Source organism: Collinsella sp. zg1085, assembly GCF_018889955.1.
Taxonomy (GTDB): Bacteria; Actinomycetota; Coriobacteriia; order Coriobacteriales; family Coriobacteriaceae; genus Collinsella.
The window spans coordinates 942,898-957,022 of the sequence record NZ_CP076545.1; the positions used below are offsets into that span (position 1 = coordinate 942,898).

Consider the following 14,125-nt stretch of genomic DNA (forward strand, 5'->3'; position numbering starts at 1 on the left):
CTGATACTTAGTGGTGGTCATCATGCGCAAGCTGCTGCTCAAGAAATTGCACCAGCTCATTTGGGGTTGTTGGCGCAACATAAGCCTGAGCACCACGCTGGCGCAGAGCTTGCAATATGTCCTTCTGATGATACCCATCTAAGGTGAGCCTATCAGCGTTGAACATAATGGAGGGCAGAATGAGCATAATCCCGCTCAGCGTCCGAGGCAGCTGGGCTAACAAGTCCTCAGCACAAATCAGTCCGGTAACATTCACATTGCCGCCAAAATAATCATTGCGAATAGCGAAAACCGTGCCGGTAAGAGGACGTACCTCAACTAAATCAGCTACCGTGCCCCGCGCTGCTTCACCGCTAATTACCATCAAATCAAGACCCCGCGCACGTAACATATGGGCAAGCGATTCAAGACGGGAAAACTCATGATGAAGCAAGGCATATGAGTCGTCCATAAATGAGCGAATCATACCAATTCCATCGTAAAACTGAGGGTAGCCATCATAGAAATCTGATGGCGGTGGGTCCATATGCGCCGCAATATAAAACTCATCAGACAACTGAAAGGTATGGCGGCCAAAGCGCTCAAAGGCACGGTCCTGATACGGACGCACCAGTTTGACTATCTCACGAGCACGCTCAACATCATCTGAGTATGAAGAGCTAAAACGCTTTTGATGTTTGGTAAAACCAAGAGGAACGATGCCTAGGCTGGTAATTTCTTCATGCGCTTCGCAATAGCCAAGCGTTGCTCTAAGCTCTTCTCCATCATTCAAATCCGGGCACAAAACAATTTGGGCATGAATTTCTATGCCGGCGCTCATAAGCTGTTCAAGCACTTCAATGCCCCGTGCAGCGTTTTTGCCGATGAGTCGGGTACGAACCTCAGGACTAATGGCATGTATAGACACGTTCATAGGGCTTAAGCCCTTTTCAATAACCTGTGCAACATCAGCGTCACTCATATTGGTAAGCGTGACAAAATTGCCTTGCAAAAATGACAGACGATAGTCATCATCGCGAATCATAAGTGATTTGCGGCTTTCACGGGGAAGCATCGTCATAAAACAAAACACACATGTATTGACACAGGTGCGCATGCCATCAAAAACGGCATCGTTAAAGCTTAGACCCCAATCCTCCCCTGGATAGCGGTCAAGCGTACAGCTATTGAGGCTTTCGTCGCGCGGGTCAAAAACAACCAAATCAATGGTTTCACCGTCCGCCTCCCAAAGCCAAACAACCATATCAGTAAGGCGCTCACCTGCAACCTGAACCACATACATGCCCGCTTCAATACCAGCATCATCTGCAGGCGATTCTGGTCGAACCTGCGTAACAAGAGCGCCACGAAACTCACTCTCGCCTGTTGCACGACGTGTTTTGGCTCCATAGTCTGCAAAGACTTGTGCATAATCAGGAACAGTAGGCGCACTCATGCCAAAGGCATCCGATTCCATTTGAGTGTATACGGCCCTACAAGCTCAGTGAGAGCATCAAGCACTTCCTCAATATGTGCAGGTGGCGTTGAGGCGCCGGCGGTAATACCAATATGCAACGCATCTAAAAACCATGTTTTATCCAGCTCACCAGCAGATTCAATGTGGTAGCTTCTCGGTGCAACTTGGCTACAAAGCTCAAATAAACGACGCGTATTACCTGAGTTTTTACCGCCAATAACCAGCATGCAATCAGAGCGTTTAGCAAGCTCACATGCACTTGTTTGTCGCTCATGCGTAGCGGTGCAGATGGTATTCATCACGCGCAATTCATGTACCTGACACACCAAAGCCGCGCATATTGCCTCAACATGTTCTTTTGTTTGAGTTGTTTGAACAACAACACCAACCTTTTTTTGAAGCGTAAGTTTTTCTATATCGGCAGGTGAGCTAATCACGTAAGCACTCTTGCCCGCATGCCCTAAGATGCCTTCAACCTCAGGATGTCCTATCTCGCCAATAACAAGCACTTGATAGCCCTCATGCACGAGCTGAGCAGCTGCGCGCTGCACCGTATGAACGTAAGGACACGTTGCATCAACAACAGAAAGTCCGGTGGCATGAGCATCACGAATTATGTCCGGACTAACACCATGCGCCCGAATGACAAGTGTGCCTTGTCGCGCATCCGCAATAGTTTTAGCAACGCCTACACCTTGTGCAACAAGCTCTGATACAACGCGGGGATTATGAATGAGCGGACCCAAGCTTGTAATATTGTCTGCGGTTTTAGCGGCTTCAGAAGTCATACGAAGTGCTCGTTCAACACCGTAGCAAACACCGGCATGCTCTGCAATTTCAACGCAAATGGAAGCGCCCATGCTTATGACCGCCCCGGGTGCTGTGCGCGCAAGGTATCACGAAGTTCATAAACACGGCGCATAGCCTCTTTCTCAAGCCATGCCAAGCGCTCGCGCCGCCCAAGGCTCGCCGGAGCATCATTAAGGCTAAGCGAGCTACCTGCAGCAAGCCAGCAGGTACGTGGGAGTGAAATATGTGACCCCACCGGCGTTATGTCTCGAAAGCCACAAACCGCCATCGGCACCACCGGAGCTTTTGCCATCTGAGCAATAAGCGCAAATCCCCCATGAATTTCTACCGGCTGCGTATCAGTTCTCACGCGCGTACCTTCTGGAAAGATAAGCAAATCCTCACCACGCATAAGTGCGCGCTGTGCACGACGCAGTGCCTTCATGTCAGCCGTACCGCGCTCTACCGGAAATGCACCGGCACGTGAAAAAGCCTGCGCCAAAAGGCCGTGTTTGAAAAACTCAGACTTAGCCATCGAGCGTACCGCGCGACCTTGCATCATAAGATGTGCCACAATAACTGGAACCTCACCCATAGAGGTATGGTTGCATATAATGATGCGCCCAGAAGCATCTGAGCTTGCATTGAGATGTGTTGCACCATCGATGCTCCAGCGCCATAAAAGTTTGGTTCCTAGCCACAATATCACGAGGGCGCAACGTAGCAATATGCGGCTCAAGAGCGGAAATTCACGCAGCGGTTTATCGTAAAACTCGTCGAGGGACCGGGTTGTCATGCGCCTCTCTTTTCATTCATATACTCAATCAGCTCATCAACAATCTCTGTGATACCCATTTCTGTTGAATCAAGATGCACAGCATCAACAGATGGAATCATATTTTGAGCATCTTGCTCATCACGATACTGAATAGCGCGCAATACCTCAACGTATTCGAGATTATATGCATCTTTATCAAGCGTTGTTATATCGTGTTCATGACGTTGTGCAACGCGGCGATGCGCTCGAACGCGTGCATCAGCGCTGAGATAGATTTTTAGCTCAGCATCAGGAAATACAACAGTACCAATGTCTCTTCCCTCAGCAACAATATCTTTTTTAGTAGCTAAGCTGCGCTGAATAGGCAGTAGCGCCGCACGCATCGAAGCATTAGTAGCAATATATGAAACAGCTCTATCAACTTCTGCCGTGCGAATATATTCACTCAAATCAATACCATCAGCAATAACCTGTGTTTGGGCTTGGCTCCCATCTAAATCAAGATTAAGTCGTTCAATGCGCTTGAGAATAGACTCCGTATCAGAAAAATCAATATTTTCACGAAGACATATTGCAGCAACGCTTCGATATATAGCCCCCGTGTCTAACTTCTTAAAACCGGTTCGAGCAGCAAATTCACGGGCAATCGTTGACTTGCCAGAACCTGCAGGACCATCAATTGCAACAATCATGACTGACCTTTCAAAGCATTATGTAAATCCACAAGTTCAGAATCACTCAGCAATCTCCACGCCCCTTGTGCCAATGAACCAAGCTCAAGAGGACCGAATGAAGGACGATGCAGCGTGAGAACCGGATGATGAATAGCAGAAAACATACGTTTTACCTGGTTCTTTCTTCCCTCACGGATATGTATACGCACCTGTGTGCACGATGAGGCTTTATACCCAACAAGCTCAACCTGAGCCGGTAAGCACGGGCCATCGTCGAGCATAATCCCTTGGCGCAACGGTTCTAGTTCGTGCTCCATCACATGACCATCAACAAGAGCCTCATAGCATTTCCAAACATGCCCAGAAGGGTGTAAGAGCTTCTGCGCAAGCTGACCGTCAGTCATAGCAAGCAAGAGCCCTGTGGTATCTGCGTCTAAGCGACCAACTGGAAAAAGCCCCGGAAATTCATCAACGGGCAAAAGTGAGGCAACACAGACCCGACCCTGAGGGTCGTGCATTGTGGTAAGAACACCTGATGGTTTATGCAACATAATATATGCAGGTTTATCCGCCAGTGCCACCGCAATTGAATCAACGCAGACTGCATCACGCTCAGCATCTACCTTAGTGCCCAACTCGGTAACAATGATGCCATTCACTGAGACTCTACCAGCAGTTATGAGCGTCTCTGAACCACGTCTACTTGCTACACCTGCGCGCGCTAAAAACCGCTGTAAGCGCATGGTATGAGGATAGTTTTGCATAGATGTAGATTCCAACGAGTCGCTATGTGATTGTATGTGCTTATTCAAAGTCATCGCTTGCAGATCCAATAATCATAATATCGTCTTCAGAAGCAGAAGCATCTTCTAACAGCTCCTGTTCTTCTTGCATATCCTCCTCAGTTTCTTCAAGCGTTGATTGAAACGATCGGCCACTCAAACGTTCACGAATAAACTGACGTGCCTGTTCATCAGGGGCAAACTGCTCAAGGTCTGGAAGATCACGGGTTGAGCGGAGGCCAAACTTTTCTAAAAACGTGTTGGTAGTGCCATAAATGATTGCTTGACCATGTGCAGCATCGCGTCCAAGCTCACGGATAAGCCCCTTATCTACCAGTGAAGATAAAACACCATCTGAGTTAACACCGCGTATACCTTTGATGGCCTCGCGGGTAACAGGCTGGTGATATGCCACAACGGCAAGTGTCTCAAGTGCCGCCTGCGACAGACGCTGTGTGTCCCAACTAAGCACAAACGCCTCAACGTGCTCATGATAAGCGGGATGGGTAAAGAGCCGCCATCCACCAGCAACTTCTCGAAGCTGAATACCACGATTTGCATCACGATATTCTGCCTGAAGCTCTGCTAATAAAGACGCTGCCTCACCTGGTGCAATCTCTAAAACTTGAGCGAGCGCAGATGCACTCACTGGGTCAGTTGCAACAAGCAAAAGTGACTCAAGAGCCGCTTTAGTGGTGTGAAAGTCAAGACTTTGTAGTGATTCCATCGATTAGCGCTCCTCAGATTCATCTATGTCTCCTACTACATAAGCAGGAGCACCCGATACGCGAGAAATAGAAATGGTGCCAAATAGTTCAGCCTGACTCAGTGTTATAGAGCCTCGTTTTGCAAGCTCAAGAACGGCTAAAAAGGTAACAACAATTTGTTCAGGCGTAGGCGTATGTTCAATAAGGTCAGCAAAGGTAGTATGTGGGCGCACCTGAGTAAGCCTATCCACCGAGGCAACGCTGAGCTCAAGAGGAATACGTCGCGGCGCTACATGCTCTGCCTCAAGTAAGAAATGTTGACGTTTACTATCAATATCAGCGCACAACACTGCAAGACCTCGAAGTGTTATGCCCGCCAGATAGTCAGGCATAAGATTCAAAAAGTTTGGATCTGGACCTGCTACACGAGGATGCATGCGAGATTCGGCTTCCATACGTGCACCAAGTGCTGTAGCTGCTCCGCGAAATTGTTTATAGGCAATAAGACGCTGAATGAGCACCTCACGCAATGCCTCGCCTGATAGGTCAGAAAGCTCCGACTCATCATCTTCATCAAGTGCTGAGGAGGCCCTATCATCGGGTACAAGGCTTTGCGCTTTAATGTCTAACAAGGTAGCCGCTACCAATAGAAAATCACTTGCAATATCGAGGTCAAGCGATTCCAAGCGGTCAAGCTCAGACAAATATTGCTCGCTTACCTCTGCGATAGAAATTGAGCCAATATCAACCTTTTGCTTCGAAACAAGCTGCAACAAAAGGTCAAAAGGACCTGAATAAGCGGCTGTCGTGACACGGTAACTCAGAGCTACTCCTTTACCCTACTTCAATACCACCTAGTGTAGCGTACTCTACAGACCCAAAGCGATAGTAAAGAGCATGTCAGTTAAGGGATACACGGTTGCACCAAAGTAGAGCTGTAGCAAATCGATATGCAAAAGCTCTGGAAGAATATACAAGATACCTAACAAGATTGGCATGGCATATTGCTGCATACGGTAATAAGCCAAAAGCGCCTTACCGCGCAAGAAAAAGACGAGCACTGATGAACCATCGAGCGGTGGAATGGGAATGAGATTAAAAAATGCGAGCGTAAGATTGATAGTAATGCCATAGGTGCACAAGAGATACAACATGTTAGGACTAAGCTGCTGCACAATAAGAGAGCCTATAAATCCCTGCTGAACGAGTATGCGCAGGGCTAGAGTGGCAATGCCAGCTAAAACAAGGTTTGAGACAGGTCCTGCAAGCGAGACCAGAACTTCATCACGTTTAGGATGTTTAAGATTACCAAGATATACGGGAACCGGTTTTGCAAAAGCAAAAACAGGACCTCCAGTCATAAGCATAAGACCTGGTAAGATTATAGTGCCAAAATAATCTATATGATTTAGAGGGTTTAGCGAGATGCGCCCACGTGAGCGTGCGGTTTCATCTCCTAACATATATGCCACAAGGGCATGTGCGCTTTCGTGCACGGTAATACTTATGATTAAGACAAGGACTTGGATAAGAAGAAGGGGTAGCCCTTCAGGCAGGATGTTCATATCTAGTACGACCTCTTCCTAAGCTGTGCTGCAATACGCAAACACACATAATCAATGAGACATAAGATAACAACAAGACAGGCTATATCGAAGCGAAACACACCGCCAAACGGTGTTGAAATGAGCCCGTACCCAGCTAAGAGCGGAGGCAGCGAGGCAGAGAGCTCAACAATAAAGCCAGCCAAGCCAAGCTTTACCGAAAGACCTGCAAAACACATAACAACAATCAGTGCGGCTGTAAGCTGGGCAAGTATGCGGCAAATCCAAGCAATGCAAGCAAGCACCAAGGCTCCCGCTTTATAGGCATGCACGTTGAGTCTCCTCTTCAATCTGCTCGGTGAGTTCAAGCCACTCATCTTCAAGTTTTGGAAGCTCAGTTTTTAACTCAGTGTATTCACGCAGCGCCTCGTTAAATGCATTGCTATCAGCATAGAGTTGCTCATCGGCCATGAGCACCATAAGCTCCTCATAGCGCACACGCTTTTTCTCAAGCATTGATTCTATGCGCGCAAGCCGCTGTTTTGCTGGCTTAAGTTTTTGATTGAGTGCGTGGCGCACCTCAGCTTCACGACGACGCTGTTCACGCGTTTTATAACCACTTGATGGCGCAGCTTGAGGAGCATCTTGGGCGTGGCTTTGAGTGGATGAGGTAGCCCTCACAGCTGGCGTGCTCGCATTCTGTGATGCCTCAGCACGCGCACGCTGAGCAAGATCTTCACGCTTAAACAGATAGTAGTCATAGTCGCCATCATATACGGTGACCTTGCCATCGCGAATGTCTATGATTCTATTAGCAATAGCGCGAACCAGATGCTCATCGTGGCTAATGAGAACAATCGTTCCCGGAAAACGCTTAAGCGCGTCCTCTAGCATGTCAACCGAATCAATATCGAGATGGTTCGTTGGCTCGTCCAAACAAAGAAGCGCTTCTGGCGCAACAAGCATTTTAGCTAAGGCAAGACGTGCTCGCTCGCCACCTGAGAGCACGCGAACCGATTTCTCAAGGTCATCGTTACCAAACAAGAATGCGCCAAGTAGACTGCGAATTTGTGGCATAGTCCAAGCAGGGGCTACCTCATCAATTTCTTGTACCACACTATGCGCTTCATTGAGACCTTCAAGCTGATGCTGTGCATAATACGCAACACCAACATTAAGACCAAGCTCACGCTTACCGTCTGTAGGTATCTCTTGTCCAAGAAGCAATTTTAAGAGCGTAGATTTACCAGCACCATTAGGTCCTACTAAGGCTACACGGTCACCGCGATACAGCGTGAAATTGACATTGTTATAAACCGACTGTGCGCCAAATTGTTTTGACACATCAACAAGCTTGGCAACCATATCGCCTGTGCGCGGCGGGTCAGGAAAATGAAAGGAAAGCTTCTTTCTGCCTTCAGGCAATATGACCAGTTCTTGCTTAATCTGCTCAATACGCCGCATACGTTCCTGTGCCTGCACTGCCTTAGTTGCCTTATAGCGAAATTTATCAACAAACACCTGCATATGAGCAATTTCGCGCTCTTGAGCTGCTCGCTTTGCACGCATTTGCTCAAGATTATCCTCACGCTGCTTAAGATAGGAAGAGTAATTACCGGTATAAACGGTAATACGCCGGTTTTCAAGAGCAGCAATATGATCACAGGTTGCATCCATAAAACTGCGGTCATGTGAAACCATGAGAACCGCACCTTGATAGCTTGCAATAAAACTTTTCAACCACTGAACACTTTCAAGGTCAAGATGGTTGGTTGGTTCGTCAAGCAATAAAACATCGGGATGACGCAAGAACAGCTTGGCGAGTGAGATACGCATTTGCCAACCGCCCGAAAACTCAGAGCAGCGTTTTGAAAATGCGTTAACTGAAAAGCCAAGACCAGCAAGGATTTGACGAGCATTACTTTCAAGCTCATAACCACCAAGTTGCTCAAAGAGATGTTGAACCTGCCCATACTCTTGGAGCAGTTCTTCTACCCGAGCTGAACTTAAGCACCGTTTTTCTGCCTCAGCAATGTCGAGCTCAAGCTGGTGAGCACGCATGCCTAGATTTTGAATTTCAACAGCAGCAGAGATAACCTCATCAAGAATACTCTTATCTCCTGCTAGGTTAGACTCTTGCTCAAGGTAGCCAATACTGCTGTCTTTGGCGCGCGTGACAGCTCCTGCATCAGCATGCTCTGTGCCCATAATAATTTTTAGTAAGGTTGTTTTACCTGCACCATTAGGGCCAACCAAGGCATAGCGCTCCCCAGCATTAATCTGTAAGCTAGCAGCACTGAGAAGCTGTCGCGCACCAAAACTCTTTTCAATTTTGTCGAGACTGAGAATCATAAAAGCTCGACCTCCATACGAAAAAGGGACCCGTAAAATCGGGTCCCTGAACTGGTGATGGTGGGCGTTACAAGATTTGAACTTGTGACCCCATCCGTGTGAAGGATGTGCTCTACCCCTGAGCCAAACGCCCATGCCTGAACGGCTCATAAATACTAGCATAGGAAGCCGCGCCGATTCAATAAGAATTGCTTGAAGGCTAAAAATGGCATAGAGAAGAACAGGTTTTGGGAGCACGTCTTAAAGCTCTATCAAAGAGAACTGCTTGTTATTAAAGACATTCTCATGTTTGTCAAATCTATTAAACATAGGCTCTATCAACAAAATAGGGAGCCAAAATCGACTCCCTAACTGCTGCTATGTGGTGGGCCCAGTAGGATTCGAACCTACAACAAAGGGATTATGAGTCCCCTGCGCTGACCGTTGCGCCATGAGCCCAATATAAAAACAGCTCCTGAGCAAGGAGCTGAGTTTGTACTTGGGTGGAGACGAGGGGGATCGAACCCCTGACCTCTTGACTGCCAGTCAAGCGCTCTCCCAGCTGAGCTACGCCCCCAATCGGCAAAAAGTAATATAGGGGATGTGAGCCATTTGTGCAAGCATTTTTTCAAAACCCTACAAGCCACAACTCACAAAAGCAAGAATCACTCCCCCGTTCCCTTCTGAGCTATGCCATATCACGCTCCGCGCTCACCCGTTTTGTTATATATGCAACAAGCTCATCTATCAAAACTTCTACTCGCTCGCCAGTGGCGCGTGTTTTTACCTCTACAACACCTCTTTCTAGCCCACGTCTACCAAGAATTACCTGATAAGGAAAGCCCATGAGGTCGTTATCGGCAAATTTCACACCAGGTCGCTCATCGCGGTCATCAAGAATTGTCTCGATACCCGCTTCGAGCAACGACTCAAAGAGTGTCTCAGTAGCGCTCAAACAAGGCTCTTTCTTGGGGTCAAGCGGAATCAGAGCTACCTCGTAAGGAGCAATTGCTACCGGCCACACAATACCGTACTCATCGTTATATTGCTCAACTGCTGCAGCAAGGGTACGCGATACACCAATACCATAGCAGCCCATATAGAATGGCTTTTCTTTACCATCTTCATCCATAAAAGTGGCGCCCATTGCCTCAGAATACTTGGTGCCAAGCTGAAAAACCTGACTCACTTCAATGCCCCGCGCTCCAGCAAGCGAAGCGCCGCAATGAGGACAAGGGTCTCCTGCCACAACCGTAACAAGGTCAGCCCAAGTATCAGGCTCAAAATCACGACCAGGACATACTCCTGTTAGGTGATAATCAAGCTCGTTAGCACCACAAACCCAGTGTGCTGAGCTCTTAAGACTTGTATCACAGACAATGCGTATACCATCTGGCAGATTAACCGGACCCATAAAGCCTTTATGCAGTTTATAGGCCTTAAGCTCATCATCGTCCATCAGATGATACGTTCCAAAGAGATGCTCTGCCTTAACCTCATTCAAATCATGGTCGCCCGGTAAGAAACAAACAACAGGGCTACCAGCTTCATCAAGAAGAGCAAGCGCCTTAACAGTTGCGCGCTCAGCAATATCAAAAAACTGAGCAAGTGCTGCAATACTTGTGATATTTGGTGTATGAACACGAGTAACTTCATCATTTGCACTGAGCGCCTCTACAACAAGAGGCGACACGGCTGCCTCATCATCTGCTGCATAACCACAAGAATCGCAATATACAAGACTTGCCTCACCAGCATCTGCCAGCGCCATATACTCAACCGAGGTATCGCCACCAATCTGGCCTGAGTCTGCAACAACAGGAAGTGCTTTGATATGGCAGCGCTCACAAATGCGGGCATAGGCATCTTTCATGGTATCGTAGCTTGCCTGCATACCAGCAGGATTTGCGTCAAAGCTATAGCCATCTTTCATGATGAAATCACGTCCGCGCATAAGTCCAAAGCGGGGACGCATTTCATCGCGGAATTTATCCTGAATTTGATACAAGTTTACCGGCAGTTGCTTATAGCTTTTAAGCTCGTCTTTAACAAGGTCGGTGATAGTTTCTTCATGTGTGGGACCCAAAACAAACTCACGCCCATGACGGTCGCTAAATCGCATTAACTCAGGACCATAAGCACCAAAACGCCCTGAAGCTTCCCACAGAGCCGCATCAACCATAATGGGCATTTGCAGCTCTTGAGCGCCTGATGCGTTCATTTCATCACGAATAATCTCTTCAATTTTTTGCAGCGAACGCCATGCAAGCGGCAAATACGTGTATAAGCCAGCAGCTTGTTTGCGGATAAAGCCTGCGCGTAAAAGCAGGCGATGGCTATTGAGCTCTGCTTCTGCTGGGTCTTCTTTAAGCGTTGGGGCAAAAAGTGATGACATGCGCATATGGGCGGTTTTTGTTGTTCGTGTCATAACGCTCCCTTATAGATACTCTATACAATAAGCAGCATAATAGCGCAAATAGTGCGCGCCAAAAGAGATAAGCTCCTGAAGTGGATACATATAGACAGTAACTGAGGGCTATTCGCGTGACGGTAGGTCAACATTTCTAACTTACATCTGCTCAATCTCTGCCATGAGTCGCTCAACGAGATTGTCTTCAGAAACCTTAGCAATAACTTTTCCACTGCGAAAAAGAAGCGCTTGCCCTGACCCGCAAGCAATACCTACATCGGCCTCTGAGGCCTCACCCGGACCATTGACCGCACAACCCATGACTGCAACTGATAGGGGCTTGTTACTTTGTTCAAGTCGCCGCTCTACTTCTTGAGCAATGGGAATCATATCGACCTGGCAGCGTGCACAGGTGGGACAACTAATCATTTCTGGCCCGCGACGGCGCACGCCCACTGCAGCAAGGATGCCCCATGCAACAGGAACCTCTTCAAGCGGGTCTGCAGTAAGCGAAACACGCAATGTGTCTCCAATGCCTTCAGCCAAGAGCGCACCAAGCGCAATAGAGCTTTTTATAGTACCTGAACGTATGCCGCCTGCTTCGGTCACACCCAAATGCAGGGGTATCTCAGGCAGTTCTTGCGACAAACGTCGATAGGTATCAAGCGTGGTTAAAACACTATGTGCCTTAGCGGAGAGTACAATACTTTGAAACCCGCGCTGCTCAAAATGTTCAACGCATGAAAGGGCTGACAAGGTAAGTTTTTCAGACTGACTTATATCTTGGCGCTCAGCAATTGATTGAGGCAAGGACCCAGCGTTCACTCCAATACGAATTGCACACCCTGCCTCACCAGCAGCATCAATCACTGCATCAACCTTATCCCATGAGCCAATATTACCTGGATTGATGCGCAGTTTTGCCGCGCCAGCTTGAGCGGCGCTCACAGCAAGTCGGTAATCAAAATGAATATCAGCAATGATGGGCACGGGACTTACCTGGCACAATTCTCTAAATGCTGCAAGGCATTTTTTATGAGGAACACTGACACGCACGACATCACAGCCGGCATGCGCCAATGCCCTGACCTGCTTGAGCGTTTCGACCAGATTAGCCGTATCGGTGGTTGTCATAGACTGAACAGCTACGGGCGCTCCCCCACCGATAGTGATAGAACCAACGGGAACAGCACGCGTATGTATACGAGGTATGTGAGAAGCTGTGGTCATAAGAAATCACCCTGTTTTTAATCGAGGCGTGAGCGCAGGCGCGTGCTAGCCAAAAAATCGCAGAATATCACTACGAAGCATATAGACAAACAACAGTGCAAACACTCCAATACCCACATAGCTCACAATTGATTGCACGCGCAACGAAATTGTGCGTCCGCTCACAGCTTGGATTATCTCAAAGACGAGCTTTCCCCCATCAAGTGGCGGAATAGGGAGCAGGTTCATAAAGCCTAGAGAAAATGAAATCAAAGCCATAAATTGCAGCAGTGCTGCAGGACCTAGGGCGGCTGCTTGAGCAGACATAGCCGAGATACCAACAATTGATGAAGACTGCTCAAGCACCTGTAAGGTATGCTGAGGCTGGATTAACTGTATGACATGTTGTGCTGTTTGAATAAGCAGTTTTGTACCAAAAACTACTGAATCAATCGGGTTGAGCCGAAGTGTTGCATACGATGCCTCAATGCCCAAGCGCCTATCTTGACCAAGCTGAGCTGTGGTATCGCTTTTAGCTCCTGCGCGCTCATAGCGAATACGAATATCTGTATCCACGCTCTCATGCTGGAGAGCCTTAACAAGGTCTTCCCATGTGTTGGTTGGTGTGTCGTTAATAGACAAGATACGATCATGTGCTTGTAAACCTGCTTTTTCAGCAGGTGACTGAGCTTGAATAGCACCAATAAGGTTTTCATTTTGGGGCACAGAAAAACCAAAAACAGAATACGCGAGCACCAAAAATATAATCCCGGTTATTAAATTAACAGCGATGCCTGCAAGTAGCATGAGAGCGCGTCGCCAGAATCCCACACCCGCATAGGTGCGGCGGCGCTCTTGCTCATAGAGTTCCTCATCTGAACACTCATACAACCAAGGCTCTCCCTCGTTGTTAGCCTCTGTACGTGTATAAGCGCGCCCATCAAACATTGTGTTGCCCGCTCGATCGCGCGCTAGAGCAGCATATTTCAGCGGCAACAGCTTTCCTCCAGGTACAATACCTGCAGCTTCATCATAGATTGGCGCAATTGAACACCAATTCGTAAGTGAAAGACACGCTTCAAGCGCTTCATCTTCTGTGCAGGCAAGCGCTTCAGCAAGCTCTTCAATATCAGCTTGTCCCTTTGCATGAATGAATGCAAGCACTCGAGGCGCTAACGCAGCATCTTCAGGCTCCATACCAGAAATTGCTGCATATCCGCCTAATAAAATGGGGGTCACGCCAAATGTGGTTCCTATGCGTTTGCTTGCAAAACTGAATCGAAAACGTGAAGGCAAGCCAAGAAAGAACTCACGTACGCGTACGCCACAGACACGCGCCGCTAAAAAATGCCCACCTTCATGCAAAAAAACCAAAATAGATAAAACGATAAGACCCCAAAAAACTGCCGATACAACGCTTACCACATTCTCCATGAAAACCCATC

General features: G+C 47.9%; 13 protein-coding genes and 3 tRNA genes. All 16 read right to left on the reverse strand.

Annotated elements, in window-relative coordinates; genetic code table 11:
- Nucleotides 1-7: 7 nt before the first annotated feature.
- Nucleotides 8-1,456 carry a DUF512 domain-containing protein gene (locus KPC83_RS03975; RefSeq protein WP_216277987.1) on the reverse strand — a complete coding sequence of 483 codons (1,449 nt, stop codon included), beginning with the start codon at nt 1,454-1,456 and terminating at the stop codon, nt 8-10.
- Nucleotides 1,432-2,316 (reverse strand): 4-hydroxy-3-methylbut-2-enyl diphosphate reductase, encoded by an 885-nt coding sequence (locus KPC83_RS03980; protein ID WP_216277988.1) that lies wholly within the window; start codon nt 2,314-2,316, stop codon nt 1,432-1,434. The genes KPC83_RS03975 and KPC83_RS03980 overlap by 25 nt, the downstream gene beginning before the upstream one ends.
- A 2-nt stretch (nt 2,317-2,318) precedes the next feature.
- Nucleotides 2,319-3,041, reverse strand: coding sequence for a 1-acyl-sn-glycerol-3-phosphate acyltransferase (locus KPC83_RS03985; protein WP_216277989.1), 723 nt, complete (start codon nt 3,039-3,041; stop codon nt 2,319-2,321).
- A complete protein-coding gene (gene cmk, locus KPC83_RS03990; protein ID WP_216277990.1) occupies nt 3,038-3,715 on the reverse strand; it encodes a (d)CMP kinase in 678 nt (225 codons plus the stop codon). The genes KPC83_RS03985 and cmk overlap by 4 nt, the downstream gene beginning before the upstream one ends.
- Nucleotides 3,712-4,461: a pseudouridine synthase gene (locus KPC83_RS03995; protein ID WP_253200863.1), complete on the reverse strand. Its 750-nt coding sequence runs from the start codon at nt 4,459-4,461 to the stop codon at nt 3,712-3,714. The genes cmk and KPC83_RS03995 overlap by 4 nt, the downstream gene beginning before the upstream one ends.
- Nucleotides 4,462-4,501: 40 nt before the next feature.
- Nucleotides 4,502-5,206, reverse strand: coding sequence for an SMC-Scp complex subunit ScpB (gene scpB / locus KPC83_RS04000; protein WP_216277991.1), 705 nt, complete (start codon nt 5,204-5,206; stop codon nt 4,502-4,504).
- Between the two features lie 3 nt (nt 5,207-5,209).
- Nucleotides 5,210-6,010, reverse strand: a complete 801-nt coding sequence (locus KPC83_RS04005) for a ScpA family protein (RefSeq protein ID WP_216279257.1) — start codon at nt 6,008-6,010, stop codon at nt 5,210-5,212.
- A 45-nt stretch (nt 6,011-6,055) separates the two neighbouring features.
- Nucleotides 6,056-6,751 carry a site-2 protease family protein gene (locus KPC83_RS04010; protein WP_216277992.1) on the reverse strand — a complete coding sequence of 232 codons (696 nt, stop codon included), beginning with the start codon at nt 6,749-6,751 and terminating at the stop codon, nt 6,056-6,058.
- 2 nt (nt 6,752-6,753) lie between these two features.
- The gene (locus tag KPC83_RS04015; RefSeq protein ID WP_216277993.1) at nt 6,754-7,062 is read right to left on the reverse strand and encodes a hypothetical protein; all 309 of its coding nucleotides are present in this window, start codon (nt 7,060-7,062) and stop codon (nt 6,754-6,756) included.
- Nucleotides 7,049-9,082, reverse strand: a complete 2,034-nt coding sequence (locus KPC83_RS04020) for an ABC-F family ATP-binding cassette domain-containing protein (protein ID WP_216277994.1) — start codon at nt 9,080-9,082, stop codon at nt 7,049-7,051. Before KPC83_RS04020 ends, KPC83_RS04015 begins: the two co-directional genes overlap by 14 nt.
- A 58-nt stretch (nt 9,083-9,140) precedes the next feature.
- Nucleotides 9,141-9,215, reverse strand: a tRNA-Val gene (locus tag KPC83_RS04025).
- 229 nt (nt 9,216-9,444) lie between these two features.
- Nucleotides 9,445-9,520: transfer RNA gene (locus KPC83_RS04030), tRNA-Ile, on the reverse strand.
- Between the two features lie 45 nt (nt 9,521-9,565).
- Nucleotides 9,566-9,638: transfer RNA gene (locus tag KPC83_RS04035), tRNA-Ala, on the reverse strand.
- A 111-nt stretch (nt 9,639-9,749) separates the two neighbouring features.
- The gene (locus tag KPC83_RS04040; RefSeq protein ID WP_253200864.1) at nt 9,750-11,489 is read right to left on the reverse strand and encodes a proline--tRNA ligase; all 1,740 of its coding nucleotides are present in this window, start codon (nt 11,487-11,489) and stop codon (nt 9,750-9,752) included.
- Between the two features lie 141 nt (nt 11,490-11,630).
- A complete protein-coding gene (gene ispG, locus KPC83_RS04045; RefSeq protein WP_216277995.1) occupies nt 11,631-12,701 on the reverse strand; it encodes a flavodoxin-dependent (E)-4-hydroxy-3-methylbut-2-enyl-diphosphate synthase in 1,071 nt (356 codons plus the stop codon).
- A 45-nt stretch (nt 12,702-12,746) separates the two neighbouring features.
- Entirely contained in the window at nt 12,747-14,114 is a 1,368-nt protein-coding gene (locus KPC83_RS04050) for an RIP metalloprotease (RefSeq protein ID WP_216277996.1), read from the reverse strand.
- Nucleotides 14,115-14,125: the final 11 nt, after the last annotated feature.